Origin of the sequence: Agrobacterium tumefaciens, assembly GCF_009649785.1 — a bacterium.
Classification (GTDB): Bacteria; Pseudomonadota; Alphaproteobacteria; order Rhizobiales; family Rhizobiaceae; genus Agrobacterium; species Agrobacterium tumefaciens.
Map to the genome: position 1 here is coordinate 97,931 of NZ_WJOK01000003.1, position 26,966 is coordinate 124,896.

Annotated in this window: 24 protein-coding genes; 16 read left to right on the forward strand and 8 right to left on the reverse strand. The window is 59.5% G+C overall.

The window, feature by feature from the left end; all coding sequences use genetic code 11:
• Nucleotides 1–1,251 (reverse strand): sarcosine oxidase subunit beta family protein, encoded by a 1,251-nt coding sequence (locus GH784_RS04285; protein WP_003518227.1) that lies wholly within the window; start codon nt 1,249–1,251, stop codon nt 1–3.
• A 140-nt stretch (nt 1,252–1,391) separates the two neighbouring features.
• On the opposite strand from GH784_RS04285, the gene GH784_RS04290 reads away from it, so the two are divergent.
• Nucleotides 1,392–2,378, forward strand: a complete 987-nt coding sequence (locus GH784_RS04290; RefSeq protein WP_065705754.1) for a GlxA family transcriptional regulator — start codon at nt 1,392–1,394, stop codon at nt 2,376–2,378.
• 55 nt (nt 2,379–2,433) lie between these two features.
• Here GH784_RS04290 and GH784_RS04295 read toward each other — a convergent pair whose 3' ends face one another.
• From GH784_RS04295 to GH784_RS04310, 4 genes are all read right to left on the reverse strand, one after another.
• Complete coding sequence (locus GH784_RS04295) at nt 2,434–3,975, reverse strand: sugar ABC transporter ATP-binding protein (protein ID WP_153793215.1); 1,542 nt, start codon at nt 3,973–3,975, stop codon at nt 2,434–2,436.
• Nucleotides 3,976–3,979: 4 nt separating this feature from the next.
• Nucleotides 3,980–4,957: an ABC transporter permease gene (locus GH784_RS04300; protein WP_019566869.1), complete on the reverse strand. Its 978-nt coding sequence runs from the start codon at nt 4,955–4,957 to the stop codon at nt 3,980–3,982.
• Nucleotides 4,958–4,967: 10 nt separating this feature from the next.
• A complete protein-coding gene (locus tag GH784_RS04305) occupies nt 4,968–6,008 on the reverse strand; it encodes an ABC transporter permease (RefSeq protein WP_019566870.1) in 1,041 nt (346 codons plus the stop codon).
• 139 nt (nt 6,009–6,147) lie between these two features.
• The gene (locus GH784_RS04310) at nt 6,148–7,188 is read right to left on the reverse strand and encodes a sugar ABC transporter substrate-binding protein (protein WP_019566871.1); all 1,041 of its coding nucleotides are present in this window, start codon (nt 7,186–7,188) and stop codon (nt 6,148–6,150) included.
• A 151-nt stretch (nt 7,189–7,339) separates the two neighbouring features.
• Between GH784_RS04310 and GH784_RS04315 the strand changes: the two genes are divergently transcribed.
• Genes GH784_RS04315 through GH784_RS04340 form a run of 6 tightly spaced genes read left to right on the forward strand, consistent with a single transcriptional unit; the run spans nt 7,340 to nt 13,395 of the window.
• Entirely contained in the window at nt 7,340–8,089 is a 750-nt protein-coding gene (locus GH784_RS04315) for a GntR family transcriptional regulator (protein WP_019566872.1), read from the forward strand.
• A gap of 22 nt (nt 8,090–8,111) precedes the next feature.
• A complete protein-coding gene (locus tag GH784_RS04320) occupies nt 8,112–8,852 on the forward strand; it encodes an SDR family NAD(P)-dependent oxidoreductase (RefSeq protein ID WP_003518213.1) in 741 nt (246 codons plus the stop codon).
• A 19-nt stretch (nt 8,853–8,871) separates the two neighbouring features.
• Nucleotides 8,872–10,344: a mannitol dehydrogenase family protein gene (locus GH784_RS04325; protein ID WP_065705832.1), complete on the forward strand. Its 1,473-nt coding sequence runs from the start codon at nt 8,872–8,874 to the stop codon at nt 10,342–10,344.
• Between the two features lie 3 nt (nt 10,345–10,347).
• A complete protein-coding gene (gene uxuA, locus GH784_RS04330) occupies nt 10,348–11,541 on the forward strand; it encodes a mannonate dehydratase (RefSeq protein WP_065705756.1) in 1,194 nt (397 codons plus the stop codon).
• Nucleotides 11,538–12,527 carry an aldo/keto reductase gene (locus GH784_RS04335; RefSeq protein WP_065705758.1) on the forward strand — a complete coding sequence of 330 codons (990 nt, stop codon included), beginning with the start codon at nt 11,538–11,540 and terminating at the stop codon, nt 12,525–12,527. Before uxuA ends, GH784_RS04335 begins: the two co-directional genes overlap by 4 nt.
• 25 nt (nt 12,528–12,552) lie before the next feature.
• Nucleotides 12,553–13,395, forward strand: a complete 843-nt coding sequence (locus tag GH784_RS04340) for an amidohydrolase family protein (RefSeq protein ID WP_060642853.1) — start codon at nt 12,553–12,555, stop codon at nt 13,393–13,395.
• Nucleotides 13,396–13,479: 84 nt separating this feature from the next.
• Here GH784_RS04340 and GH784_RS04345 read toward each other — a convergent pair whose 3' ends face one another.
• Entirely contained in the window at nt 13,480–14,706 is a 1,227-nt protein-coding gene (locus tag GH784_RS04345; protein ID WP_065705760.1) for an MFS transporter, read from the reverse strand.
• Between the two features lie 121 nt (nt 14,707–14,827).
• On the opposite strand from GH784_RS04345, the gene GH784_RS04350 reads away from it, so the two are divergent.
• The 9 genes from GH784_RS04350 to GH784_RS04390 all read left to right on the forward strand — a co-directional run bounded on the left by GH784_RS04350 (nt 14,828) and on the right by GH784_RS04390 (nt 24,750).
• Nucleotides 14,828–15,418, forward strand: a complete 591-nt coding sequence (locus GH784_RS04350; protein ID WP_065705762.1) for a TetR/AcrR family transcriptional regulator — start codon at nt 14,828–14,830, stop codon at nt 15,416–15,418.
• 295 nt (nt 15,419–15,713) lie between these two features.
• Nucleotides 15,714–16,751 carry an NAD(P)-dependent alcohol dehydrogenase gene (locus tag GH784_RS04355; RefSeq protein WP_065705764.1) on the forward strand — a complete coding sequence of 346 codons (1,038 nt, stop codon included), beginning with the start codon at nt 15,714–15,716 and terminating at the stop codon, nt 16,749–16,751.
• 378 nt (nt 16,752–17,129) lie between these two features.
• On the forward strand, nt 17,130–18,014 hold the full coding sequence (locus tag GH784_RS04360) for an AraC family transcriptional regulator (protein ID WP_003518205.1): 885 nt from the start codon (nt 17,130–17,132) through the stop codon (nt 18,012–18,014).
• A gap of 96 nt (nt 18,015–18,110) precedes the next feature.
• Nucleotides 18,111–19,022 (forward strand): ABC transporter substrate-binding protein, encoded by a 912-nt coding sequence (locus GH784_RS04365; protein ID WP_013762239.1) that lies wholly within the window; start codon nt 18,111–18,113, stop codon nt 19,020–19,022.
• A 71-nt stretch (nt 19,023–19,093) separates the two neighbouring features.
• Complete coding sequence (locus GH784_RS04370; RefSeq protein ID WP_065705766.1) at nt 19,094–20,596, forward strand: sugar ABC transporter ATP-binding protein; 1,503 nt, start codon at nt 19,094–19,096, stop codon at nt 20,594–20,596.
• Nucleotides 20,586–21,563 (forward strand): ABC transporter permease, encoded by a 978-nt coding sequence (locus GH784_RS04375; RefSeq protein WP_003518202.1) that lies wholly within the window; start codon nt 20,586–20,588, stop codon nt 21,561–21,563. Before GH784_RS04370 ends, GH784_RS04375 begins: the two co-directional genes overlap by 11 nt.
• A gap of 38 nt (nt 21,564–21,601) precedes the next feature.
• Complete coding sequence (locus GH784_RS04380) at nt 21,602–22,333, forward strand: SDR family oxidoreductase (RefSeq protein WP_065705768.1); 732 nt, start codon at nt 21,602–21,604, stop codon at nt 22,331–22,333.
• Nucleotides 22,334–22,358: 25 nt separating this feature from the next.
• Nucleotides 22,359–23,969, forward strand: a complete 1,611-nt coding sequence (locus tag GH784_RS04385; protein ID WP_013762242.1) for an FGGY-family carbohydrate kinase — start codon at nt 22,359–22,361, stop codon at nt 23,967–23,969.
• Between the two features lie 55 nt (nt 23,970–24,024).
• Nucleotides 24,025–24,750: an SDR family oxidoreductase gene (locus tag GH784_RS04390; RefSeq protein WP_065705833.1), complete on the forward strand. Its 726-nt coding sequence runs from the start codon at nt 24,025–24,027 to the stop codon at nt 24,748–24,750.
• A 65-nt stretch (nt 24,751–24,815) separates the two neighbouring features.
• On the opposite strand, the gene proP is transcribed toward GH784_RS04390, so the two are convergent.
• Entirely contained in the window at nt 24,816–26,336 is a 1,521-nt protein-coding gene (proP, locus tag GH784_RS04395; protein ID WP_025595114.1) for a glycine betaine/L-proline transporter ProP, read from the reverse strand.
• Between the two features lie 185 nt (nt 26,337–26,521).
• The gene (locus tag GH784_RS04400) at nt 26,522–26,818 is read right to left on the reverse strand and encodes a PRC-barrel domain-containing protein (RefSeq protein WP_003518197.1); all 297 of its coding nucleotides are present in this window, start codon (nt 26,816–26,818) and stop codon (nt 26,522–26,524) included.
• Between the last annotated feature and the right edge of the window lie 148 nt (nt 26,819–26,966).

Below are 26,966 nucleotides of genomic sequence, written 5' to 3' on the forward strand. Positions count from 1 at the left end.
TCAGTGAAGGTTCGGTTGGGCACCGGCGCCCTTTTCGTCGATGACATAGCCCTTTTCGAACCGGTCGAGCCGGTAGGCCTTGGCCGTATCATGCGGGGTATCCGTGGCCAGCAGGTGCGCGAATGCATAGCCGCTGGCCGGCGTCGCCTTGAAGCCGCCGTAACACCAGCCGGCATTGAGATAGAGGCCCTTCACAGGCGTGTGGTCGATGATCGGTGAACCGTCCATCGACATGTCCATGATGCCACCCCATATGCGCAGCAGGCGCGCCCGGCCGATCATCGGCATCAGCGCCATGCCGCCCTCGGCGACATCTTCGATGACGGGCAGATTGCCGCGCTGGGCATAGGAATTATAGCCGTCGATATCGCCACCGAAGACCAGGCCACCCTTGTCGGACTGGCTGACGTAGAAATGGCCTGCTCCGAAGGTTATGACGCCCGGTATGGTCGGCTTCAGCCCTTCCGAAACGAAGGCTTGCAGCACATGGCTTTCAATAGGCAGACGCATGCCCGCCATGGCCATGACGCGGCCGGTCGATCCCGCCACGGCGACGCCGACCTTTCCGGCACCGATGTAGCCACGGCTGGTTTCCACGCCCTTGATCGTTCCATCCTCGATGCGAAATCCCTGGACTTCGCAGTTCTGGATAAGATCGACCCCTGCCAGATCGGCGCCACGCGCGTAACCCCAGGCAACGCCATCGTGGCGGGCAGTTCCAGCGCGGCGCTGGTAAAGGCCGCCCTTGATCGGAAAGCGTGCATTGTCGAAATTGAGAAACGGGATCATAGCGCGGAGATCGTCTTGCGCCAGCAGTTGCGCGTCCGCACCGGCCAGCAGCATGGCGTTGCCGCGACGGCGGTAGGCATCGCGCTGCGCGTCGGTGTGGAACAGGTTCACAATGCCGCGCTGGCTTACCATCGCATTGAAATTGAATTCCTGTTCAAGCCCTTCCCAGAGTTTCATCGAAAACTCATAGAATGGCTCGTTTCCGGGCAGCAGATAGTTTGAGCGGATGATCGTGGTGTTGCGCCCGATGTTTCCTGATCCCAGCCAGCCTTTTTCCAGAACGGCGATCCGCGACTTGGAGAAGGTCTTGGCTAGATAATAGGCCGTTGCAAGTCCATGACCGCCACCGCCAACAATGATGAAATCGTAATGAGGTTGCGGATCGGGGTTCCGCCACAGTGGGCGCCAGCCCTTGTGGCCGGTCAGGGCCTGTTTGAAAACCTGGAGAGCCGAATAGCGCAAATCTGTGTTCCTCGAAAACAGGGCGGTTGTCCAAGTTTATAGCGCGATACCGCACGATTTTTTTATCCGTGACGGACGCATTATTGTCCATTTTGGCCAAGTCGGCTAAGCTTGCCCTGGGGATTGTCTTGGAGCAGGTCATGCACGCCGAAGGGTCGATGTCGATCGGGTTCATACTCATTGAGGGTTATGCGCTGATGTCGTTGGCTGCGGCGGTTGAGCCGCTGCGCGCGGCCAATCACCTTGCCGGCAAAACGCTCTACCATTGCCGGTTTTATTCGGCGAATGGCGGGTTTGGCGCATCCACGTCAGGCGGAGGTTTTGATACCGCGCCCGTTTCGCGGGCTTTGTCTGAGAAGCTGGATCTGGTCTTCATCGTCGCGGGCGGAAATCCCATGCTCTATGAAGATCCGGCACTTGTGCGCAACCTGCGCACGCTCAACCAGCGGGGTGTCAAGCTCGGAGGCATTTCCGGCGGCGCGGCGATCCTTGCTAAATCCGGTCTGATGACGGGCAGACGTTTTACCGTTCACTGGACCCACATCGATCCGCTTAGTGAATATGCCAGCGATCTCCTGATCGAGCGTGCGCTCTACGTCATCGATCGCGATCGCTACACTTGCGCGGGCGGCGTTGCCGCCATTGACATGATGGGGGCTTTTATTGCGAAAGACCATGGTTCTGCCTTCGCGCGCGATGTCAGCGAATGGTTCATACATCCGCGTTTGAGAACGGCCGATGAGCCTCAGTTGGGCCGCGCCGGCCAACGTTTCAACGTCCACCACCCGGTACTCGAAGCTGCAATTGAACTCATGACGACCCATGTTGCGGATCCCCTGTCGCCGGAGCAGCTGGGCCAATTGTGCGGCAGCAGTATTCGCCAGCTCCACCGTCTGTTTTCCAGCCATTTCGACCAGTCCATGATGTCTTTTTACCGTGGTCTTCGGCTGGCAAAGGCGGATGAGCTGCTGCAGCAGACCTCGCTTTCGATCGTTGACGTGGCCTTGCTGACGGGGTTCTCGACCGCTGCCCATTTCACCCGTTGCTACACCCAGAAATACGGCGTCCCGCCCAGCAGAAGGCGTCGTGCCGGGAGAGATTTCGAGCAGCCGTCCGATGGTACCTGACGCCCTACCGGAACAGCGTGCGGTTTTTGCGATGACACTTCGGCAAGGCCGTGCGTCATGCCTGACGTGAAAGGGCCGTTTCGCGCTCCGCATCATGGATCAAGCCCATGATACCCTCGCTCATATCGGCATAGACGCCATTGTTTTCGACCACGCCTTTAACCCGATAGCGGTCCATGACAACAATGCGGTCGGCCAGTGCCACCATCTCCGGCATGTCACTGGTAATGACGAGAATGGCGGTGCCGCCGTCTGCAAGCTCGCGCAGCAGATCGTGCAGATAGGCCTTGGTCTTGATGTCGATGCCAACAGAAGGTTCGTCTACAATCAGCAGCTTCACGTCGGCGGCAAGCCACTTGGCGACGCTGATCTTCTGCTGGTTGCCGCCGGAAAGATTACCCACGGTCTGGCTCAGGCTCGGCGTCTTCACCTCAAGTTTCTGCAGGAAAGGGGTGACCGCCGCACGGATGCGGCTGTCGGAAAGCACGCCGAATGCGTTTGAGAGCTTGCGCCAGATGGGAACGCCCGCATTGGCGAGAACGGAATGCTGGAGAATGAGGCCGTCACCCTTGCGGTCCTCGCTGACGTAACCGACGCCGTATTCGTGGATGGCTTCGGCAACGGAGCGGATGCGGGCCGGGCGATCTTCGATCCGGACTTCGCCCTCCGTGACGGCGAATTTACCCATGATCGATTTTGCCAATTCGGTGCGCCCAGCGCCCACCAGCCCGTAAAGGCCGACGATTTCACCCTTGCGCACGGAAAGACTGACATCGCGATGGCCGATTGCGGTAGAAACACCTTTGAGTTCAAGCACCAGCGGATTGTGCTCGACCGCGCGTTTGCGCCAGCCACCGCCGCCTTCGGCACGGCCAATCATCAGGCGCACCAGGTCCTGGCGTCCGAGACCTTCCATCGACCGGCTTTCGCAGGCGTTTTCGCCATCCCTCAGCACCGTCACCCGGTCGCAAATGTCGAGAACCTCCTCCAACTTGTGGCTGAAGAAGACCAGGCTTGCGCCATCATCGCGCAGGCGGCGCAGAATGCGGAAGAGGTTGTCCGTTTCGCTCGGGGTCAGCGATGTCGTGGGTTCGTCGAGCAAAAGAACCCGGCTTTGCAGGGAAAGCGCCTTCGCAATTTCCACGAGCTGCATTTGCGCAACGGAAAGCTCGGATACCGGCATCGCCGGATCGACTTCCAGATTGAGAGCCTGCAGCCAGCGGCGTGCGTCGCGGTTCAGCGCGGCGTAGTCGATGGGTTTGAGATAGTGCGCCCCAAGCTTTTCCATGTGGATATTCTCGGCAATCGAGAAGCGCGGGATGAGGTTGCGTTCCTGATGGACGACACCGATGCCGCGGGCAATGGCCTCGCGCGGGTTGCCGAAGCGTACTTCCTGCCCATCGACAAGGATTTGGCCACTGCTCTGATGGTGGACGCCGGTAATGACCTTGATCAACGTCGATTTGCCGGCGCCGTTCTCACCTAGCAACGCGTGGATCGATCCCGGCTCCAGCGAAAGATTGACGCCCTTGAGCGCCCGAACGCCGGGAAACACTTTTTCGATGTTGCGCGCCTGAAAAACAGGTTGCTTGTCCATGATGTCAGGCCTTTCCTGTCTTTTTGCCGAGATGCGTTTCGCGCAGGCGGTTGATGCCGACGGCGGCGAGGATCATTGCGCCAAGCACCACCTGCACGAGGAACGGATCGATGGAGAACAGCACGAGTGCCTGCGTGATGATGGCAACGATGACGACGCCGAGCAGGGTCGCCCCCACGCTGACATGCCCGCCAGCCAGTACGGCACCGCCGATAACGGGTGCGGCAAAGGACAGGATGAGCCAGTCATCGCCAATGGACGGCTGGCCGATCTGCAGGCGGGATACGAGCAGAATGCCGGCGACCGACGCCAGGAGGCCGGAAATGCCGTGCGCCACAATCATTGTCGTGCGGATCGAAATGCCGGAAAGCTCTGCCGCATGGCTGTTGCCGCCAATGGCAAGGATGAAGCGGCCTATCGGCTGGCGGCGCAGCATGAACCACAGCGCGAATGCAATGATGATGGTGGGTGCGGCGAGCCACGGAACCGGGCCAACGAGCAGTGCCGAGCCGAAGGCTTTCACCGATTCCGGCACGCCGTAGAACGGCTCCGCCCGGGTGATGCCGAGGTTGATACCCTTGTAGATCGACAGGGTCGCCAGTGTGATGACGAAGGCGGAAATGCCTGTGATGGCGATCAGCAGACCGTTGAGCATGCCGCAGACAACACCGATCAGTACCGCAGCAATGGCGGCCACCGGTGCCGGAAGCCCCCAGACCTGCATCAGTCCCGCAAAGGATATTGCCGCCAGTCCGCCGATTGCGCCCACGGACAGGTTCATCTGGCCAATGGCAATGATGATCATCTGGGAAAAGGCGATGAGCGCATTGACCGCGATTGCAAGAAGCAAAATCTGGATGTTGAAGGAAGAGAGGAAGTTGGGGCTGAAGCTGCGGATAAGCGCGATTGCCAGCACCGTGACCAATAGAGGGCCGAACCAGTCGGTTCTGGCAAGGCGTAGAAGGGTGTTGTCGGTCTTCATCGTCCAGTCCTCAAGCCAGGTTACGTCGGGCGAGATAGCTTCGCCGCGCCTTGTCCATCAAAACCGCTAGCAACAGCAGCAGGCCGAGAAATGTCTGGACCCAGAATTCACCGAGCTGAAGCAGCAGCAGGCCGCTGGTGAGCATGGTGACCAAAAGTGCGCCAAGACAGGTGCCGAGCACCGAAACCTTGCCGCCCTGCAAAAGCGTGCCACCGAGAACCGGGCCGAGAAATGCTGGCAGAAGCCAGTCCTGCCCAAGCTGGCCTGCCATGGAAGGAATGGCGGCGCCCGTGCGCGTCACCAGCATCAGGGCGGCGAGTGCTGCAAGCAGGCCCGACAGCATGTGACAGGCAATGAAGATACGGTCGACCCGAATGCCGGAAAGTTCCGCCGCTTCCGGGCGTGCGCCTGCCGCCAGCATTTCGCGGCCAAGAACGGTGCGTCGGTAGAGAAAGGACAGGGCAAGCGCCGTTGCGAGCGTGACGAGAAGCAGCGGCGAGAAATAGGTCGCGAGCTTCATTTTTCCGAAGGCGGCGAAGATCGGCGGTAGGCCACGGTAGGCCTCGGCGCGCGTCAGGAAGATCATCACGCCGAAAAAGATGCTCATGGTGGCAAGCGTGATGATGAAGCTGTGCAGCCCCGTGCGGATGACGGTCCAGCCATTGACGAAACCGAGCGCCGCGCCGGTGGCGAGACCGCCAATGAGGGCGAGCGGCCACGGCACGCCAAGCACCTCGATCAGATAACCACAGGCCATGGCCGCCGAGACGCCGATCGCTCCAACGGCAAGATTGAGGCCGCCAGTCACGATCACCGCCATCATCGACAGGCCGATCATGATGTTGATCGCGGCACTGCGACCAAGCGTGAACAGATTGAAAGGCGAAAGGAAGCCGCTGGCCGCGACGCCAAAAATGACGGCGAAGACGACGATCAGCAGAATGAGGCCAAATTCATTGGTCAGAAAAAAGCGGCCTTGCGAAAGGCTGGACCCCATTCGTCTGTCGCCCTCCTGCGAGCCCTTTGTGAGCAAAGTATCGTTCACGGTCATGAAACTGTCCCGGTATTGGTTCGCCCGAAGCGCCTGCGCGGGTCGCCTGGTCATTGCGCTGCCGCCTGAAAGAATATTTTCTGGCGGGGCAGATTGCCGGGCGCGGTCGTTTGCCGCCCGGCAATTGCTCAAGGCATGATTAGTTGCAGCTCAGATAGGTCGTATCGAAGTTGGTGAGCAGCTTTTTAGTCTCGGCGCGCATGGCATCGATGTAGTTGTCCACCTTGGCGGCATCGACATAGGCGGTGCCGGAATCGATGAACTTGGTCGTCAGCGCATTGGATTTGAACGGCGCATCTTCTTTCACCTTGCAGCCGGCCTGAAGTTTGCTCAGTGCAAACGCGCCGATATAACCCTGGCCATAGGGGTTCTGAAGCATCGTGCCGTCGACGAAACCGTCCTTGATCGCTTTCAGCACGACTTCGTCGTGGTCGATGCCGACCATGTGGATACGCTTGTCGCCGATCTTGCGCAGTGCGTTGGAGGCAACGACAGCAGGAACCCAGGCTGTGGTCACGATACCGTCCACTTCGGAAGCGTGGGCGGCCAGGTAGGCGCTGATCTTTTCTTCCGCCGGTTCCGGCGCGTCGATATCGGCGATGACCTGAACGACCTCGGCGCCGGCTTCGTCAGCTGCCTTTTTTACGGCATCGATACGAAGCTGGGTGTTGGGGTCAACAAGGAAGCCGGTGAAATGAGCGATGCGTTTTTTGCCCGCTCCCATCGCCTTGATCAGCTCCTTGGTGCCGAGATAAGCGGAATTACCGGTGTCGGTACCAAGGCAGAAGGCGGCGGGCGAGGGGTCCTTGAAGCATCCGGCGCCAGCAATCACATTCGCGCCGTTGCCGGTCAGTTCCTCTGCTGTCGAGACCGCGCCGACGGGATCGCCTGGGAAAATCAGGAAGCCGTTATAACCCTGGCTCAGAAGGCTTTCGAGAAGCTGGTTCTGCTGTGCCAGTTCCCACTTTTGCGGCACCTTATAGTCGGCGCCAGCCAGGCCGAAGTCCTTGGCCGCGTCCTTGCCGGCCTGTTCCCAGGCGGCGAAATAAGGGTGCGGACCGCCCGGAACGAGGGCGATCTTGCTGGCGTCCGCCGCCTGCGCGACACCGCACGCTCCCGCGCCGATGATTGCGGCAGCGACGAGGCTGCGCATGAAATACGTCATGTTTTTCTCCTCCATGAAACGGCCTGCTCCTTAAAAAAAGCGACTGGAACCTCCCTTAATCGCTCTTTCTCCCAACAGCCGACTTGCGTAAGCACCATGGACACTAGTATACTTGTATCCAAGTAGCAATGAGATTTTCACGACCGCCTTTTGAAGGGGAGCGTTCATGACGAAAAACACCACTGCCGGTTTCACTGGGCGCGGCTCTCATCAAGAGGCCCCCGGCTCCGGAATCGAAAGCGTGGAGCTTGTGGTCAATCGTTATGGCTCGGTTGCCGATCAGGTTCATGCGGCGTTGCGTCAGGCGATCGTCGAGGTCCGCCTAGCGCCCGGTGCGCCGATCAGTGAAAACTCGATCTGCCGTCAGTTTTCGGTGTCGCGCACCCCGGTGCGTGCCGCGATCCAGCGCCTGTCGGAAGAGGGTCTTGTGGACGTCTATCCGCAACTCGGCAGCTTTGTTGCGCCGATCAGGCTTGGCGAAATTCAGGACAGCCATTTTATCCGCCGTTCACTCGAAGTGGCTTTGCTGCGCGAAGTCGCGCCGAAGTGGACGAAAGAAATGAGCCGTACGATGCGCGACGTCATCGCCGAGCAGGAAAGAGTGATTGCCGCCAACGACGCATCCGGCTTCTTCCATGCCGACGAGGCGTTTCATCGCCTGCTCGGCACGTTTTCCGGTCGCGAAGGTGTCTGGCAGGCGATCCTTGCCGCCAAGGTGACCCTGTCGCGGTTCCATCGTTATTGGGCAAAGCCGGAACGATTGCCCGCCGTCATCGAAGAGCATCTGGCAGTCGTGGATGCTCTCGATCGTGGCGATGCCGAAGGTGCGGAAAAGGCGCTGGTGACGCATCTGGATATGGTTTTCGTGATCTACGAACAGTTGCCTGAAGAAGAGCGGAAGCATTTGTCCATTTGATAGTGGACGTGGAGGAGACAGAATGGAACTGAAACACAAGACGGCGCTCGTGACAGGCGCTTGTGGCGGCATCGGCCGTGCCGTGGTTGCGGCGCTGGTCGCGCAAGGGGCGAGGGTAATCGCCTTCGATCGCGACATCGAAGCTGTTGCGGCGCTTGCGGAGGGGTTTGGCGGTGCTTGTGATCCCGTCGCCGTCGATCTCGGCGATGCGACTGCGCTGCAGGCCGTCATGAAAGATGTCGCCAACCGTTTCGAGGTCATAGACATTCTCGTCAACAATGCCGGTGTGCTGTCGCCGCACAAGCTGGGAGCGACCACGCTTGATGACTGGCACAGGCTGATGGCCGTCAATCTCGATGCCGCCCTGCTGCTGACGCAGGCCGTCGTTCCCGCCATGAAGGAAAACCGCTGGGGGCGGCTGATCAACATCTCGTCCTATGCCTGGAAGTCCGGTGGCCTGACGGCGGGCACGGCCTATTCGGTCTCGAAATCGGCGCTGGTGGGCCTCACTTACTCGTCCGCTCGCGAACTTGCCCCTTTCGGCGTCACCGCCAATGCAGTCGCGCCGGCCTATGTGGTTTCGCCGATGATCATGGAGCAACTGTCAGAGGAAGACCGCCAGCGCCAGCTTGCAGCCATTCCGGTCGGGCGGTTCTGCCAGCCGGAGGAGGTGGCCCATACCGTAGGTTTCCTCGCCTCGCCGCTGTCCGGCTTCATGACCGGCACTGTCGTTGACATGAATGGCGGCCTGCAATTCGGCTGAGATACGGAGATAAATGACCATGACAGAACGCCTCTCGTCCCTTGCGTTGCCGCATCTGCCAAACGACGTCCTTTTGCCCGCCTATGACCGCAAAGCGGTGACACCGGGTATCGTGCATCTCGGCGTTGGCGCTTTTCACCGCGCCCATCAGGCGGTCTTCATCGACGATTGCCTGGCGCGTGGCGAAACCGGCTGGGGCATTGTCGCTGCCTCGCTGCGCAGCCCCGATACTCGCGATGCCATCGCGCCGCAGGACAATCTCTATACATTCTGCCTGCGTGACGGTGAAAACGAAACGCTGCGGATTGTCGGTTCAATCCTCGAGACCATCGTCGCTCCTGAGGATCCGGAGCGGCTGCTGCAAGCCATGACCGATCCGCGGGTCAGAATCGTCACGTTGACGGTCACGGAAAAGGGTTACCTCGCCGATTTGTCGGCGGGCACGCTTCTTCGTGACCATCCCGATGTCGTTCATGATCTGGCGCATCCGCAAAAGCCGCGCTCCGCGCTCGGTTTTCTGCTGGAAGCGACAAGACGCCGGCGGGCCGCCGGGGCTGTGCCGCTGACTTTGCTCTCCTGCGACAATCTTCCGTCCAACGGTCGCATCCTGCACCGTCTTCTGGTGGAGATGGCTGGTCTCACCGATAATGATCTCGCTGCCTTCATCGCGGAAAATCTCTCCTGCCCCTGCGTCATGGTGGACCGCATCGTGCCCGCCACCACCGCAACTGACCGCGAGCGTGTGACGGCGCGTCTCGGCTGCGAGGATGCCTGGCCGGTAATTGCGGAACCCTACTTCCGCTGGGTAATCGAGGATCGCTTTCCGCACGGTCGCCCCGGCATCGAGCTGTCAGGTGCCGAAATCGTTGATGAGGTCGAGCCGTATGAGCATATGAAGCTCAGGATGCTGAACGGCGCTCACACCGCCATGGCCGCAATCGGCCAATGCAGCGGGCTTGAGACGATCGCCGATATCTATGCCGATGCGCGTGTACGCGGTTACGTCGACCGTTACTGGCGGGAGGTTGGTTCGACATTGAGCCCGGCCGTCAGCGGACCGGACTATGTTGCCGGTCTGCGCCAGCGTTTCGCCAACCCCGCCCTTCGTCATCGCGCCGCCCAGATCGCCTCTGACGCTTCACAGAAAGTGCCGCAGCGCATTCTCGCGCCGCTTGCGGAGCTACGTGCCGCAGGCGCGCCGAATACGGCCGCTCTTTTTGCTGTTGCCATGTGGATACGGTCCTGCGCAGCGCTGAACGAGCGGGGAGAGGCAATTGTCATGGCCGATCCGGCATTTTCCGAATGGAGTGCACCCACCGGCAACGGCGAAGAGCAGGACGCGGTCATCGACCGGTTTTTAACATTCCGTCGCGTCTTCGGGCCTGAATGGCAGGCGGATGAGGCATTCGTAACGGCGCTTCGGGCGGTCTATCGCGACATCGTCCAATACGGCGCACTCGGCGCCATCGAACGGCATTTTTCGGAGGAGTAGAATATGAAGGAAACCTGGCGCTGGTTCGGTGAATCGGACCCCATCACCTTGCAGCATGTGCGGCAGACCGGCGCCAGCGGCGTTGTAACGGCGCTGCACCAGATCCCCGACGGCACGGCGTGGCCGGCCGAAGAGATCGCCAAACGCAAGGCGATGATCGAGGCGGCCGGTCTGGAATGGAGTGTCTGCGAATCCATTCCGATGGAACAGTCCATCAAGCGCGGCGATGCCGATGCGCCGAAGGCGATTGCGCGCTGGAAAGATACACTCTCCCGTCTCGGTCGCGCGGGTGTTCCCGTCGTCTGCTACAATTTCATGCCGGTGGTGGACTGGACACGCACGAACCTGCGCTGGCAGGCACGCAATACCGGATTGGCGCTGCGCTTCGAAATGGCGGATTTCGTCGCCTATGACGTCTTCATCCTGAAGCGTATTCGTGCTGCTGAAAATTACGATCCTGCGCTCGTGGCGCGAGCCGAAAAGCGTTTTGCGCAAATGAGCGAAGATGACCAGTCGCTTCTCGAGCGTAACATCATCGCCGGCCTGCCGGGCGGCGCCCTGGTGCAGACGCGCGAATCCATCGCCGCTCTGATTGCTTCGTTCGATGGCGTCGACAGCGCGACCATGCAGGGCAATCTTCTGGCCTTTCTGAGAGAGGTCGTGCCGGTGGCGGAAGAGGTGGGCGTGCATCTCGGCATCCACCCTGATGATCCACCGTTCTCCCTGTTCGGCCTGCCGCGCGTTGTGTCGACACCTGCAGATATTCGCGCCATTCTCTCGGCCGTTGAAAGCCCGAACAATGGCATCACCCTTTGTACCGGCTCCTACGGCGCCCGCAGCGACAATGATCTTGTGGCGATGGCACGGGAGTTCGCGTCTCGCATCAATTTCGCCCATCTTCGGAATGTGACCGTTGAGCCGGATGGTTCCTTCTTTGAGGACGATCATCTGGATGGCGGAACGGACATGATTGGAGTCATCGAGGCATTGTTGCGCGAGGAGCGGGCCGCCGCCAAGGCTGGCCGCCGCACCAATATTCCAATGCGGCCTGACCACGGCCATCTGCTGGGTGATGACATCACCAAAAAGACCAATCCCGGATATTCCTACATTGGCCGCATGAAGGGGCTCGGCGAACTCCGCGGCGTCATCCGCACCATTGAGCGCCAGCTTCGCCGCGAGGAGGGTGCCGCATGAAAACCCGCAAACTTGGTCGCACGGCGCTGTCGCTGAGCGAACTTTCCTTCGGCGCGGCCGGTATCGGTAATCTCTATCGCAGCGTCAGCCGCGAAGATGCGATGGAGACGCTGCAAGCCGCCTGGGACGCCGGCATCCGCTATTTCGATACCGCACCCTATTACGGGCAGGGCCTTTCCGAACGCCGCCTCGGGGATTTTCTTCAGGGGAAACCACGCGACGAATTCGTGCTGTCCACCAAGGTCGGGCGGATTCTGAAACCGGCTGAAGCGGGCGTGACACCGGATTACGGTTTTGTCGATGCACTGCCTTTCGTGGTGGAATACGACTACAGCTATGATGGCATCATGCGCTCGCATGAGCAAAGCCTCGCCCGGCTTGGTCTCGGTTCAGTGGATATTCTCTATGTCCACGATCTGGAGGAGACCACGCTTGGGGAAGAGGCCTATCGCCATCATTTCAGGATATTCACCGAAAGCGGCATCGAGGCCCTGCACGAGTTGAAGGCGACAGGCCGGATCGGCGCGTTCGGTCTTGGCGTGAATGAGGTTCCGGCTTGTCTGAACCTCATGGAGATAGACGAGATCGACTGCATTCTTCTGGCGGGTCGTTACACGCTGCTCGACCGGTCGGCTGCAGCAAAGCTGCTGGGGCGTTGTGCGGAAACCGGCACCTCGCTCGTCATCGGCGGCGTCTTCAACTCTGGCATTCTTGCGACGGGTGCAAGGCCGGGTGCGACTTTCAACTATAGTGAAGCAGCAGCAGATGTCATGGAGCGGGTGCGCGCCATGGAGCTCCACGCTGCCGGGCACGGGGTTGCACTTGCGGCCGCTGCCCTGCATTTTCCGCTGCAAAATGCCGATGTCGCAAGTGTCCTGATCGGCACCGCAAAACCGGACAGCCTTTTGCGCAACCTGTCTATTTTCGAAACGGCCGTGCCGGACGCCGCCTGGGCGGGTTTCGACGCGCTCGCCCTCGAAAATTGACCGCAACGACAGGGAGGAGGACGCCATGGATCTGATCGATACTCACCAGCATCTGATCTTGCGAGGCAAGCTCGGTTATGCCTGGACACGAGGGGAGCCCAGCCTTGCGGGAAGCTTCACCCAGGCTGATTACGCAGCGCTTGTCGAGGGATGTGGCGTAGTGGGTACGATCTTCATGGAAAGCGGGGTGGATGACGGCGACTATCAGGCTGAGGCTCGCCTCATCGCCAGCATGATCGGCGAGGGTGGCTTGCCGATGTTCGGCCAGATCGCCAGTTGCCGACCGGAAACGGATAATGGTTTCGAAGCCTGGCTGGAGGAGTGCCGCCACCTCAACGTGGTCGGTTTCCGGCGCATTCTCCACGTTATGCCCGACGACCTCAGCCGCGAGGAAAATTACCGACGAAACGTGCGCACGATTGGAAAGGCCGGATGGCCGGTCGATCTGTGTTTTCATTCCCGCCAGCTTGCCATTGCCGCCGAACTTGTCGGGGCCTGCCCCGATGTGCGCTTCATGCTCGACCATTGCGGCACGCCGGACATTGCCGGAAACGATTTTCGGGAGTGGAGCGGGCGTATGGCCGACTTGGCGACGCTGCCCAATCTCTTCGTCAAACTCTCCGGCATCACCGCCTATTGTGCACCGGGATGCGCGACGCTGGAAAGCGTGACACCCTATGTGGAAACCGTGATCAACCTGTTCGGACCTGAGAGAATGGTCTGGGGCGGCGACTGGCCGGTGGTCGATCTCGGCTCGGGTCTACCGGAATGGATCGGTATGACGAGTGAGCTTCTTTCAACGCTCTCGCCCGACGAGCAGGCATCGATCGGCCACCGCAATGCCAGACTGTTTTATTTGGCGACATAGCTTGCAGCTTTTCATGCCGATTGTGCATTGCGTCGGCCGGATATGCCAAGAAGCGCGCCGGCGCGCGCTTCATACGCCTGTGCTTTACTCGGCTGGCTGCGCTGCGGTTGTCGTCGCAGAGCGGTTGGTCTCTCCAGAAAGGCTGCGCTGACCGAGGCTGATAATGGTGACTGTCGACAGGGTGGCGGCAATCGATACCCAGAAGCCGTTGCTCGGGCCGAAATTATCGATCACCCAGCCGGAAATGAAGGCGCCGAGCGCCATGCCGATACCGATGCCGGTCATCACCCAGGTCACGCCTTCCGTCAGCATCGATTCCGGGACGCGGCGCTCGATCAGGCCAAATGCCGTGATGAAGATGGGAGAGATTGCAACGCCGCTGAGGAATACGGCGAAGGCAAGCAGGGAAACTGTCGTGCTTGCAAAGAGGAGCGGCAGCGCGGTGAGCGCAAGGACGCTGACGGCGATCAGCAATTGCCGTTGCAGCGGCATTTTGGGGTTGATCGCGCCCAGAAGCAGGCCGACGACAAACGAACCGATGGCATAGACGCCGATGACGAGGCTGGCAGCTTCCGGTTGACCGAGTTCTTTGGTGATGGCAACGGCACTTACCTCGGCTGTGGCGAAAGTGGACCCTACGAAGATCAGGGCGACCGTGATGATCTGGACCGAACGCAGCCGGATAGCCGAATGTTGCCTGCTGCCACTTTCAAAACTGCGTACCTTGGGTTCGGTCGATCGTTGCAGCAGAAAGGCAAAGGTACCGAGTGCCAGCGAGGCGGTGCTGATCATCATACCTGCTTCCGGAAAGAGTGAGACCGCGAGACCGACGGAGAGCGAGGCGCCGGCGATGTAGACAAGTTCGTCGGCGGCGGATTCAAATGCAAAAGCAGTGTTCAGCTCAGGCCGGTCACGGAAGATTTCCGTCCAGCGGGCGCGCATCATCGCGGGAATACTCGGCATGGCCGCGGCGAGGAAGGCCGAAAGAAAGAGCGTCCAGGCAGGCCATCTCTGGTTGGTCGCGATAATCAGGATAGCAAAGGCGATGACCGATATGATGGTGGCCGGGACAAGGACGCTGCTCTGGCCCTTGCGGTCCACCAATCGGGAAATCTGCGGCGCAACCGCGGCATTGGTCAGCGCGAAGGTTGCCGAGACCGCACCGGCAAGCCAATATTCACCATGGGTCTGGGAAAGCATGGCGACGATGCCGATCGGTGCCATCGCAATCGGAAGACGGGCAAAGAAGCCTGCGGCGGAAAAGCCTTTGGCGCCCGGAGCCCGGAAAATTTCTCTATATGGATTAGACATCGGGATGCACCTTGTTTAGGGAGTACCCACCACAAACATACGTGGCGTATGCAAATGAAATAATTGCATACGTCGCGTATGTCAACTAGTATACGCGACGTATGTAGAATTCGGAGAAAAAATGCGCAAACCTCGCAGTGAAATGATTGCCGAGACGCGGGCGAAGCTTCTGGTCGCTGGCCGCAAGGCATTTGGCAGCATCGGCTATGCCGACGCTTCGATGGACGACTTCACTGCCGAAGCAGGGCTGACCCGCGGCGCGCTTTATCATCATTTTGGCGACAAGAAAGGCCTGCTGCTGGCGGTTGTGGGTGAGATCGACGCCGAGATGACGAAAAGGCTCTGTGACATCTCGTCTAGGGCCGCGACGCGTTGGGAGGGTTTCGTTGAGGAAAATGTCGGTTACATTCTCATGGCTCTGGAGCCGGAAATCCAGCGGATCATGTTCCGTGATGGGCCAGCCGTTCTCGGCGACCCTTCACGTTGGCCAAATGCCAATGGTTGTATCTCGGCCGTTGCGCGAAGTCTCGATGCGCTGAAGCAGGAAGGGACGATCGTCGACATTGATCCGGAGGCCTGTGCGCGTTTCATCAATGCGGCGAGCAGCAGTGCAGCCCAGTGGATCGCGAATTCCGACGACCCCGAAACGACCTCGAAACGCGCCGTCGACAGTTTCCGCACCTTTCTGGAAGGGCTGAGGATCACACGCTGATCCGCTTGTCGCCGGTTCTGCGTACACATCAGTGTCAATCTCGTTCCGGCTGAGTGGGTAACCCTGAGCCGGCGATATTCCCCGAAGCGCGCTGAGCGAATCGTGCTGTCTCTCTCCCCCGTAGACTCGTTGGCGCGCCAGGGATGATAAGAAATTGCGGGCTCATCGATACAGTTTTTCCTCCTTGAAGAAAAACCGGCCGATCCGGCTGATTTCTGTTTACTTTTGTCGAAATTGCATCGCATCACGCTGTTTGAATTCGCTCTAAGGCCTTTCGCAAACTACGGAGGATGAGATGAAAGCACTGGTGCTGGAAGAAAAAGGAAAGCTCTCGCTCAGGGAGTTCGACATTCCCGGCAAGCTCGGACCCAAGGATGTGCGCATCCGTACCCATACCGTCGGGATTTGCGGCTCGGACGTCCATTATTATACCCATGGCAAGATCGGCCATTTCGTTGTGCATGCGCCGATGGTGCTGGGCCATGAAGCTTCCGGAACGGTAATCGAGACCGGTGCCGAGGTTGCGCATCTGAAGCCGGGTGATCGCGTCTGCATGGAGCCGGGCATTCCCGATCCGACGTCGCGCGCCTCCAAACTTGGCATTTACAATGTTGATCCGGCGGTCAGCTTCTGGGCAACGCCACCCGTTCACGGTTGCCTGACACCGGAAGTCATTCATCCCGCCGCCTTTACATACAAGTTGCCCGACAACGTTTCCTTTGCCGAAGGCGCCATGGTGGAACCCTTCGCCATCGGGATGCAGGCAGCGCTCAGGGCGCGTATTCAGCCCGGCGATGTTGCCATCGTGACGGGCGCCGGTCCGATCGGCATGATGGTTGCGCTGGCGGCGCTAGCCGGCGGTTGCGCAAAGGTTATCGTTGCCGATCTTGCCCAGCCGAAGCTGGATATCATCGCAGCCTATGACGGCATCGAGACCGTCAACATCCGCGAACGTGACCTGTCGCAGGCCGTGGCTGATGCGACGGATGGCTGGGGTTGCGATGTCGTTTTCGAATGCTCTGGCGCTGCACCCGCCGTGCTCGGTATGGCGAAACTCGCACGTCCCGGCGGCGCCATCGTCCTCGTCGGTATGCCGGTCGATCCGGTGCCGGTCGATATCGTCGGCTTGCAGGCAAAAGAGCTGCGGGTGGAGACGGTTTTCCGCTACGCCAATGTGTATGACCGTGCGATCGCTCTCATCGCGTCCGGCAAGGTCGATCTGAAGCCGCTGATCTCCGCGACCATTCCCTTCGAAGACAGCATTGCCGGTTTTGATCGTGCGGTGGAGGCAAGGGAAACGGACGTGAAGCTGCAAATTCTGATGCCGCAATAATCCCTTCCGGCAAGCCGCCTGCCGATGCAGGGGCGTCAAAAACCCTTCGGAAAAGTATAAGCTCGACCTGCTGGTGATCGGCGGGTCGAGCTTTAAAAAATCATCACATCGATCTTTAAGATGCGCATTTTCTGGGCGTATGGCGTGCAACTGCGCGAAAAAATGGGCGCAACCGCTGGCTTAGTTGTCGGCGGATGCACGGCACTCTTCAATTTCTGACAAAAAACAGTCAAAAAAGTATCGGTAATTTCCCCGGTATGATGTGGAAGTAAATGTGCCGCAGGCCATATGCTCCCCATCAACGCCTGGGACGAGCCATAAAGAGGAATGGCTTTGCTCCGCGAATACGGCGGACGTGACCGATGGGAGGAAACATCGATGCAGCCCGATCTGGAACTGGTACATATCCGCAAGGGCGAATCCTTCGCCGCCTGGCGGCATGGCTATCCGTTCCGCACCGTGCGCTGGCATTACCATCCCGAATATGAAATTCATCTGGTCGTGGCGACGTCAGGCACGTTCTACATTGGCGATTTCGTCGGTCGCTTCGGCCCGGGCCAGCTAATCATGACTGGCCCAAATCTCCCTCAAAACTGGATCAGCGAGATCGAGCCGGACGAGATCGTTCCCACGCGCTCTCTCGTCATCCAGTTTCCGGAAGCTTTTATCGAGGATGCCTGCGCTTCCATGTCCGAGATGGAGGTAGTTCGCGCCCTTCTGGACCGCAGCCGCCGCGGCATTCTGTTCGACGATGAGACCAGCGATCGCGTTCGCCCGCTGATACTGCGTTTGATCGAGGCGCAGGGGTTGAAGCGTCTTGCGATTTTTTGGGAAATTCTCGATCTGCTGGTCAATGCGCCGGCGCCCGAGGTGCTGGCGAGCCTGAGCTACGAGCTGGACCTGACGGGCATCGGCGATAGCGGCATCAACCGCGCCTTGTCGCATCTGCGCCAGCACCTGACCGAACAGGTCGAGGAAATCGATCTGGCCGACATGGTTGGCCAGAGCCAGAGTGCCTTTTCCCGTGCCTTCAAGCGACATACGGGAACGACTTTGGTGCGCTATCGCAATCAGCTGCGCATCGATCTGGCCTGCCAGATGCTTCTGGTGGATCAGGACGTGAAGGTGGCGGAAGTCTGCTACGACGTGGGCTTTTCAAACCTTTCGAATTTCAACAGGCATTTCCTGAAGCTGAAGGGAATGTCGCCATCGAGGTTTCGTACGGTGTTCGCGGCCCAGAAGGCAGCGGTCATGGCGGATTAAACCAAGATACATCGCGGATTTTTCACCAATTCGGGCAGAGGACTGTCCGGAAACGGGCTCTTATTGCCCAGATTTTCCAAACGGGAGGAAGTTACTATGAGAATGAAATCCAAGTTCCTGATGGCATCGGCCGCACTTGCAATGATGGCCGCTCCGGCATTGGCACAGGACAAGCTGAAAATCGGCATGACGTTCCAGGAACTGAACAACCCCTATTTCGTGTCCATGCAGGAAGCGCTGAAGGAAGCCGCGGCAAGCATCGGCGCTGATGTTGTCGTCACCGACGCCGGCCACGATGTGGCAAAGCAGATTTCCGACGTGGAAGACATGCTGCAGCAGAAGATCGACATCCTGCTTCTGAACCCGACCGACAGCGCCGGCATCGAAGCCGCCGTGCACGCTGCCAAAGCTGCCGGCGTGATTGTCGTTGCTGTCGACGCCAACGCAAACGGCCCGGTCGACACCTTCGTCGGCTCGAAGAACCGTGACGCAGGCTACAAGTCTTGCAAGCATCTCGGTGATGCGCTCGGCGGCAAGGGTGAAGTTGCAATCCTCGACGGTATCCCGGTCGTGCCGATCCTGCAGCGCGTCGAAGGCTGCAAGGCAGCGCTTGCCGAATTTGCCGACATCAAGCTTGTCGACACGCAGAATGGTCGTCAGGACCGCTCCGTTGCGCTCGGCGTCGTTGAAAACATGATCCAGTCCCGTCCGAACCTCGCCGGTATCTTCTCGGTGAATGATGGCGGCGCAATGGGTGCACTCGCTGCGATCCAGGGCTCCGGCAAGGACATCAAGCTGACCTCGGTTGATGGTGCTCCCGAAGCTGTGAAGGCAATTGCCGACGGCGGCCCTTTCATCGAAACGACCGCGCAGTTCCCGCGTGACCAGGTGCGCGTTGGCCTTGCCATGGCGCTTGCCCAGAAGTGGGGCGCCCGCGTCGTTCCGAAGGAAGTACCGATCGACGTCATGGTCGTTGACAGCAAGAACGCCGGCGACTTCAGCTGGTAAGAATTCCTCCCCAGGTCCCGTCCCCGCCTCGTGTGGGGGCGGGACATGTCCCGACCATCGAGGAGGGTAAAATGCTGGAACTGAATGGAATAAGAAAAAGCTTCGGCAAGATCGAGGTCCTGCGCGGCGTTGACCTGCAGGCGCGCGCCGGCGAGGTGCATGCGCTTCTGGGAGAGAACGGCGCTGGCAAGTCGACATTGATGAAAATCCTGTGCGGCATTTTGCAGCCCTCGGAGGGCACGATCCGCATTGATGGAAAGGACCGCCGCTTCGCCAATTACGACGAGGCGATTGCCGCCGGTATCGGCATCGTGTTTCAGGAATTCAGCCTGATCCCCTATCTCGATGCGGTCGAAAACATGTTTCTGGCACGCGAAATCCGCGGACCGCTGCGCCTGCTGAACAAGCGTGCGATGCGTAAACGTGCCGCCGAAATCATGAGCCGTCTGGCCGTGGACGTTCCGCTCGATGTGCCGGTGCACCGCCTTTCCGTTGCCCAGCAGCAATTCGTGGAAATTGCCAAGGCGCTTTCACTCGATGCCCGTATTCTCGTTCTCGATGAGCCGACTGCGACGCTTACCCCGTCCGAGACCGAGCATCTCTTCAAGGTCATGCGCGAGCTGCGGCGTCAGGGTGTCGCTATCATCTTCATTTCCCATCATCTCGAGGAAATATTCGAGATCTGCGACCGCATCACCGTCCTGCGTGATGGCGAACTCATCGCCTCCTGCCTCACCTCTGACGTCGATAATGACCGTCTGGTGGAGATGATGGTCGGCCGGCGCATCGAGGCCAATTTTCCGCCCAAACCGAAGATCGATACAGCTGCGCGCAACGTGATCGAGGTCGAAGAGCTTCAACTGAAAAAAGGCGGGCCGGTCTCGCGCTTTACCCTGCGGCAGGGTGAGATACTCGGTTTTGCCGGGCTTGTCGGTTCCGGGCGCACGGAAACGGTGCTGGCCATGCTTGGCGCGCATTCCGCTTCGCGCCGCAAGATCAAGGTCGATGGCGTCGAGACCCGCTTTTCCGGCCCGGATGAGGCGCTGATGCGCGGCATTGGCCTGCTGCCGGAAAGCCGCAAGGAAGAGGGTCTGATCACCAGTTTCTCCATCCTGCAGAACATCTCCCTCAACAACTATCGCAAGTACCAGAAGGCTCACTGGTTTATCGACCTGAAAAAAGAGCTGGAGCACACGAAAAAGGCGATGGCGCAGGTTCAGGTCAAGGCACAGGGACCCTATGCCCGCGTGGACACGCTGTCCGGTGGAAACCAGCAGAAGATCGTTATCGCCCGCTGGCTGAACCATGACATGCGCGTCCTGATCTTCGACGAACCGACGCGCGGCATCGATGTCGGCGCGAAGGCGGAAATCTATGCGCTGATGCGCGAATTCGCAGCCAAGGGCTATTCTATCATCATGATCTCTTCGGAGCTGCCGGAAGTGATCGGCATGTCGGACCGCGTCTGCGTGTTCCGCTCCGGGGGCATCGTCGCCACCGTCGAGGGCGCAGACATCAATTCAGAAACAATAATGACAAACGCCACCACCGGGAGGGTTGAACATGTCGCTTGATGCAAATACCGGCATTGCCGAAAAGACGAGCGGTTTCGGCCTTGGCAGCATGCTGCGCTCGCCACTCGCCCTGCCTCTGGCGGGCCTGATTGTCGTATCGATCCTGATGGGTCTTGCGAGCGACAATTTCTTCAGCGTGAACAACATCATGAACGTGCTGCGACAGGTTTCAGTCGTCGGCATTCTGGCCGTGGGCATGACATTCGTCATCCTCACAGGCGGCATCGACCTGTCGGTCGGCGCGGTCATGGCGCTTGTCGGCACGTTGTCTGCCGGCCTGATGGTGAATACCGGCCTGCCTGCGTCGCTCGCCTTGCCGGCCGGGCTGTTCATCGGACTTGGCATCGGTATCTTCAACGGAGCACTTGTCGCCTGGGGCAAGATGCCGGCCATCATCGTCACGCTTGCGACGATGGGAATGGCGCGCGGTCTCGGCCTCATCTATTCCGGCGGTTATCCCGTCAGCGGCATTCCGAGCTGGATTTCCTGGTTTGGCGTCGGTCGCGTTGGCGTCGTGCCGGTGCCTGTTATCATCATGGTGGTGATCTACGCCGTGGCCTGGGTGCTTTTGCAGCGTACGGCTTTCGGTCGTCATGTCTATGCACTCGGCGGCAACGAGTTGGCCGCGCGCCTCTCCGGCGTCAAGACCCGGCGCGTCAAGCTTGCCGTCTATGGTATCTCAGGCGTGACGGCAGCGCTTGCAGCTCTCATTCTGACCGGCCGGCTCATGAGCGGACAGCCCAATGCGGGTGTCGGTTTCGAGCTGGATGCCATTGCGGCCGTGGTTCTCGGCGGCACGGCGATTGCCGGCGGACGCGGGCTCATTCTTGGTACCCTTATCGGCGCGGTGCTGCTCGGCATCCTGAATAACGGCCTCAATCTCATGGGTATCAACCCTTATCTGCAGGATGTCATCAAGGGCGGCATCATTCTGCTCGCCATCTATATCGGGCGCGACTGGCGTTGAGCCCACACGTCATATCTTCAAAGAAGCAGGAGAATTAAATGTCTGAATTGCTGCAAGGCAAGATCGCGGTCATCACCGGCGCCGCGTCCGGTATTGGCCTCGCCACCACCGAGGCGCTACTGGAAAACGGTGCAACCGTCGTCATGGTCGACTGGAACGAGAAAGCCCTGAATGAACTTGTCGGTAAACTCGGCAAGCGCGCCATCGCGCAGGTCACGAACCTTCTGGATGCAGACAGCTGCAATGCCATGATCCCGGAAATCCTTGAGAAGGTCGATCACATCGACATTCTCTACTGCAACGCAGGCACTTATATCGGTGGCGATCTCACCGAAACCACGCCGGAAGCCATCGACAAGATGTTGAACCTCAACGTCAATGCCGTGATGAAGAATGTACAGGCCGTCGTGCCGCACATGTCGGAGCGCAAGACCGGCGACATCATCGTCACCTGCTCGATCGCCGGACATTTCCCGACCTATTGGGAACCGGTCTATTCGGGTTCGAAATGGGCGATCACCAGCTTCGTGCAGGGCATGCGTCGCCAGATGATCCCGCATGGTGTGCGCGTCGCGCAGGTCTCTCCCGGCCCGGTCGTCTCGGCCCTTCTGGCAGACTGGCCGGAAGAAAATCTTCGCAACGCCAAGGAATCGGGTAGCCTCATCGACGCGAGTGAAGTGGCCGATGCGGTTGTTTACATGCTGACCCGCAAGCGCACCGTCACCATCCGCGACATGCTGGTGCTGCCCACCAACTTCGACCGCGTTTAAACTACACTCCCAAGGAGTATCGCAAATGGCTTCCTACCTGATTGGCGTCGATGTCGGTACCGGCTCTGCCCGTGCCGGTGTCTTTGATGTGGCGGGCAGGCTTCTCGCCACCGCCAAGCGCCCGATCACGATGCATCGTGAAGACGGCGGCATAGCCGAACAATCGAGTGGTGAGGTTTGGAAAGCCGTTTGCGACAGCGTGCGGGAAAGTGTCTCGCGCGCCGGCATAGATCCCGCAGCCGTGGTTGGCATCGGTTTCGATGCCACCTGCTCGCTCGTGGTGCGCGGGCCTGAGGATGAGACCCTTCCGGTCGGCGCGCCGGATCATCCAGAGCGCGATATCATCGTCTGGATGGATCACCGCGCCGTCGAACAGGCGGAGCGGATCAATGCGGGCGAACATGCCGTTCTGAAATATGTCGGTGGCCGGATTTCCCCGGAAATGCAGACGCCCAAGCTGCTCTGGCTTCGCGAAAACAGGCCGGATATCTATGCGCGCGCCGAGCACTTCTTTGACCTGACGGACTTCCTGACCTGGAAAGCCTCAGGCGCGCTCGATCGTTCCGCGTGCACGGTTACCTGCAAGTGGACTTATCTCGCCCATGAGGAACGTTGGGATGCGGAATATTTCACCCGCATCGGGCTTGGCGATCTGGCGGAGCAGGGATTCCGCCGTATCGGTGAAAGCGTCGTTCATCCAGGCACGGCGCTGGGTAATGGTTTGACCGATGAAGCCGCAAAAGCCATGGGGCTGGTTGCTGGAACCGCCGTTGCCGCCGGTCTGATCGATGCGCATGCCGGGGGTGTCGGCACGGTGGCTGCGGGCGGCGACGCTTCGCGGTGCCTCGGTTACGTCTTTGGTACCTCTTCCTGTACCATGACAACCACCTCGGAGCCGGCTTTCGTGCCGGGTGTTTGGGGTCCCTATTATTCCGCCATGGTTCCCGGCGCATGGCTCAATGAAGGCGGCCAATCCGCCGCCGGTGCGGCCATTGATTATCTGGTGCAATTGCACCCGGCATTTTCAGAGGCAAAGGCGCTTTCCGAAAAAGAAGGCAAGTCATTACCTGCATGGCTTGCCGACCGTGCACTGGCTTTGGCCACGTCTGCTTCCGCTGCCGTGAAGATTGCCGAGAATTTTCACGTGGTGCCGGAGTTCCTCGGCAACCGCGCGCCCTTCGCCGATCCTCATGCCCGTGCCGTCATTGCCGGTTACGGCACCGAGACGGGGGTGGATTCGCTTGTCGCGCTTTACGTGGCGGGGCTTCTCGGCCTCGGTTACGGGCTTCGCCAGATCATCGAGACGCAGGCGCGTCATGGCGCTCCCGTGGAAACGATCAGTGTCAGCGGCGGCGCGGGCGCGCATCCGCTTGCCAGACAATTGCTGGCGGATGCGACGGGGCTTTCGGTTGAACTCACTGAATGCGAGGAGCCGGTGCTTCTGGGATCGGCGATGCTCGGCGCGGTTGCTGCCAAGGCCTATCCCGACCTGATTTCCGCAATGCCCGCCATGTCGCGTATTGCCAAATATTCGGCACCGGACGCTGCATTCAGCCAAGTGCACCAGTCACGCTACGACGCGTTTCTGGCACTGCAGAATGCGGCGCGCGCCATTCGTTCCGCAAACCATTCCTGAAGCGCCACAAGCTTCCATCGTCCGGCCGTTTTGGCCGCAAAATAAAGAGGATTCCATGCAGTTTTCCGGAAAATCCGTCATCATCACCGGCGCAGGCAAGGGCATCGGCCGTGCCTGCGCTATCCTGATGGCCGCGCGCGGTGCTGAGGTCGTGGCAATCAGCCGGACCCAGTCCGATCTCGACAGCCTGAAAAGCGAAATCGGCGGACGCTCGATCCGTGTCGATCTCGCAGATGTGGCGTCGACGCGGGCCGCGATGGTCGAGGCGGGTCCATGCGATTTTCTCATCAACAGCGCCGGCATCAACGTGCTCGAAAGCGTGCTTGATATGAGCGACGAAGGTTATGAGGCTGTGCTCGGCATCAATCTGCGTGCAGCGCTCATTGCCTGTCAGGAATTCGCCCGCGCCCGCGTCGCAAAGGGTGGCGGTGGCGCAATCGTCAACATCACGTCAATTGCCGGTCATCGCGGTTTTCAGGATCATCTCTGCTACGCGGCCTCGAAAGCGGGGCTTGAAGGCGCAACCCGCGTTCTTGCCAAGGAACTCGGGCCGCACGGCATCCGTGTCAACGCCGTCGCACCAACAATCACGCTCACTGAACTGGCTGCCGAAGCATGGAACGATCCGGCCAAGAGCGCACCAATGATGGTTCGCCATCCGCTGCAGCGCTTTGCCGAGGCCGAAGACGTGGCACAGAGCATCGCACTGCTTCTGTCAGATGATAGCAGCATGATTTCCGGCGCGGTGTTGCCCATCGATGGCGGGTTCCTTGCCGTCTGACGTTTAAGGGATGCGCGGGGTGCAAATGCATCGCCGCGCATCCTGTTCCAGGACTGGATATCCGCTCAGGTCAGATCCGGATGTCTGCCAACCAGCTGGTTGCGTTTTGCTTGAAGAATTTCCTTCTGTTCTTCAAGTTTGAGCAATTCGTCGTCTATCTCCTCGACGCTTTTCTCGATGTGCAGATATTGCTCTGCAAGAAGCGACTTCGCTTCCTTTCGGCTAGACGCATTCGGCGTGTCGCCATAAAGCGGCCGGTTGGCGGTTTCCTTGAGGAAAAATGTCGTCACAATGCCGAAGATGGCCGCGACCATGAGATAGTAGGCCGGCATATAGATATTTTCCGTTACCTCCACCAACCATGCAGTGAGCGTCGGCGTGAGTCCGGCAACGATGATCGAAATATTAAACGCGATAGCCAGCGCGCTGTAGCGGATGCGGGCCGGGAAAAGGGCCGGGAGGGTGGATGCCATTATCCCGATCAGGCAGTTGAGTGCGACCGCCAGGATGAGCAGGCCGAAGAAAATCTGAACAACCTGTCCGCTGGCGATGAGATGAAATGCCGGCAGTGAAAGAAACAGGATCGCCGTGCTGCCAACCGCCAGAAACGGCCTGCGTCCGATCCGGTCGCTCAAAAGCCCGATGGCGGGCTGGACGAACAGCATGCCAACCATAACCGCGATGATGATGAGGACGCCATGGTCCTCGCTGTAATTCAGCGTCTTCGACAGATATGTCGGCATGTAGGTGAGCAGCATGTAATAGGTGACGTTGGTCACGAGGACCATGCCTATGCATATTGCCAGCGAGCGGGAATGTTGGCTCACGATCTCGGCGATGGGAACCATGGGGCGCTCTTTCAGCGACTGCCGGTCTTCTTCTTCAGAGCGCTGCAGGCGTTCGGTGAAGGCTGGTGTTTCTTCTGCCGCGTGGCGCAGATAAAGCCCGATCAGCCCGAGGGGTGCCGCCAGAAAGAACGGAATGCGCCAGCCCCAGTCGAGGAACTTGGCTTCACCCATCGCGGTGCTGAGCAGCACGACGAGCCCCGCGCCAAGCACAAAGCCGGCGATGGAGCCGAAGTCGAGCCAGCTTCCAAGGTAACCGCGCTTCCGGTCAGGCGCGTATTCCGCCACGAAAATGGCCGCACCGGTATATTCGCCGCCAACGGAAAACCCCTGGGCAAGCTTGCATAACAGCAACAGAATGGGTGCCCATATGCCGATGGTGGCATAACCGGGGATGAGGCCGATACAGAAGGTGCTCGCGGCCATGATGATGATTGTCAGGGAGAGGACTTTTTGACGCCCGAATTTGTCGCCCATGGCGCCAAAAAATACGCCCCCCAAAGGGCGGATGAGGAAGGGGACGGAGAAGGTTGCGAGCGCCGCCACCGTTTGAACGGCGGGTGACGCGTCAGGGAAGAAGACCTTGCCGACGGCATAGGCGACGAAGCCGTATACGCCGAAGTCGAACCACTCCATCGCGTTACCGAGAGCGGCTGCCGTAACTGCTTTTTTGACCTTCTCGTCATCGATGACGGTGACGTCGTCGATGCTCAGCGGAGTGGCCTGTATCTGGTTGTTCAATCACTGTCCCCCTGAACTGCATTGCGCCCGAATTTTTTGAGCGCCATGAAAATGCTCGATACGCTTAAGCGTTCCATCGGTCGGCAGAACAATCGGGCCTTAGCTCATCTTATGGGGAGTATGGGCGGGGTCGTCCGACAGGAGAAAAAAGAACGCCCGGCTGGTAGCCGGGCGTTTTTTAAAGATTAGTGGTGATGCTCAGGCATTTCCTTGAGCTGATCCTTGGTCCACGAGGTAATCGCGTGGACATCGCCGTCTTCATCGCGCATGAAATCGAGATCGCTGAGCGGTACTGCGACGGGCTTTGCGCCGATGCCGAGAAAGCCGCCGACGTCGATGATCGCGGTGCTTGCCGCGCCGACGCCATGGACGTGATCGACCTTGCCGACCTTGTGGTCATCTGCGCCATAAACTGTTGCACCTTCCAGAACCGACGGGGTCAGTTCGGTTTCAACGAGGCGTACGTGATTGGCATGATCCATTTTTCTTCCTCCTGCTTGGGTTGCGATATGGAAACTCCCGCAGTGCAAAACCGTTCCATCGCGTCTGGGGGATTTTGGGCTAAACCGGTTGTCTGAACGCTTAGGAGACTGGTATGAACTCCAGCGGACCGCCCGCCGCAAAATCACG

Excerpts from the sequence above, each read along its gene's own strand:
- GH784_RS04400 (WP_003518197.1), bottom strand. The coding sequence starts at position 26,818 with ATGGATCATGCCAATCACGTACGCCTCGTTGAAACCGAACTGACCCCG.
- GH784_RS04365 (WP_013762239.1), top strand. The coding sequence starts at position 18,111 with ATGAGAATGAAATCCAAGTTCCTGATGGCATCGGCCGCACTTGCAATG.
- GH784_RS04345 (WP_065705760.1), bottom strand. The coding sequence starts at position 14,706 with ATGTCTAATCCATATAGAGAAATTTTCCGGGCTCCGGGCGCCAAAGGC.
- GH784_RS04325 (WP_065705832.1), top strand. The coding sequence starts at position 8,872 with ATGACAGAACGCCTCTCGTCCCTTGCGTTGCCGCATCTGCCAAACGAC.
- GH784_RS04315 (WP_019566872.1), top strand. The coding sequence starts at position 7,340 with ATGACGAAAAACACCACTGCCGGTTTCACTGGGCGCGGCTCTCATCAA.
- GH784_RS04300 (WP_019566869.1), bottom strand. The coding sequence starts at position 4,957 with ATGAAGACCGACAACACCCTTCTACGCCTTGCCAGAACCGACTGGTTC.
- GH784_RS04370 (WP_065705766.1), top strand. The coding sequence starts at position 19,094 with ATGCTGGAACTGAATGGAATAAGAAAAAGCTTCGGCAAGATCGAGGTC.
- GH784_RS04360 (WP_003518205.1), top strand. The coding sequence starts at position 17,130 with ATGCAGCCCGATCTGGAACTGGTACATATCCGCAAGGGCGAATCCTTC.
- GH784_RS04290 (WP_065705754.1), top strand. The coding sequence starts at position 1,392 with ATGCACGCCGAAGGGTCGATGTCGATCGGGTTCATACTCATTGAGGGT.
- uxuA (WP_065705756.1), top strand. The coding sequence starts at position 10,348 with ATGAAGGAAACCTGGCGCTGGTTCGGTGAATCGGACCCCATCACCTTG.
- GH784_RS04350 (WP_065705762.1), top strand. The coding sequence starts at position 14,828 with ATGCGCAAACCTCGCAGTGAAATGATTGCCGAGACGCGGGCGAAGCTT.
- GH784_RS04355 (WP_065705764.1), top strand. The coding sequence starts at position 15,714 with ATGAAAGCACTGGTGCTGGAAGAAAAAGGAAAGCTCTCGCTCAGGGAG.
- GH784_RS04385 (WP_013762242.1), top strand. The coding sequence starts at position 22,359 with ATGGCTTCCTACCTGATTGGCGTCGATGTCGGTACCGGCTCTGCCCGT.
- GH784_RS04310 (WP_019566871.1), bottom strand. The coding sequence starts at position 7,188 with ATGGAGGAGAAAAACATGACGTATTTCATGCGCAGCCTCGTCGCTGCC.
- GH784_RS04340 (WP_060642853.1), top strand. The coding sequence starts at position 12,553 with ATGGATCTGATCGATACTCACCAGCATCTGATCTTGCGAGGCAAGCTC.
- GH784_RS04305 (WP_019566870.1), bottom strand. The coding sequence starts at position 6,008 with ATGACCGTGAACGATACTTTGCTCACAAAGGGCTCGCAGGAGGGCGAC.
- GH784_RS04335 (WP_065705758.1), top strand. The coding sequence starts at position 11,538 with ATGAAAACCCGCAAACTTGGTCGCACGGCGCTGTCGCTGAGCGAACTT.
- GH784_RS04380 (WP_065705768.1), top strand. The coding sequence starts at position 21,602 with ATGTCTGAATTGCTGCAAGGCAAGATCGCGGTCATCACCGGCGCCGCG.
- GH784_RS04390 (WP_065705833.1), top strand. The coding sequence starts at position 24,025 with ATGCAGTTTTCCGGAAAATCCGTCATCATCACCGGCGCAGGCAAGGGC.
- GH784_RS04375 (WP_003518202.1), top strand. The coding sequence starts at position 20,586 with ATGTCGCTTGATGCAAATACCGGCATTGCCGAAAAGACGAGCGGTTTC.
- GH784_RS04320 (WP_003518213.1), top strand. The coding sequence starts at position 8,112 with ATGGAACTGAAACACAAGACGGCGCTCGTGACAGGCGCTTGTGGCGGC.
- GH784_RS04295 (WP_153793215.1), bottom strand. The coding sequence starts at position 3,975 with ATGGACAAGCAACCTGTTTTTCAGGCGCGCAACATCGAAAAAGTGTTT.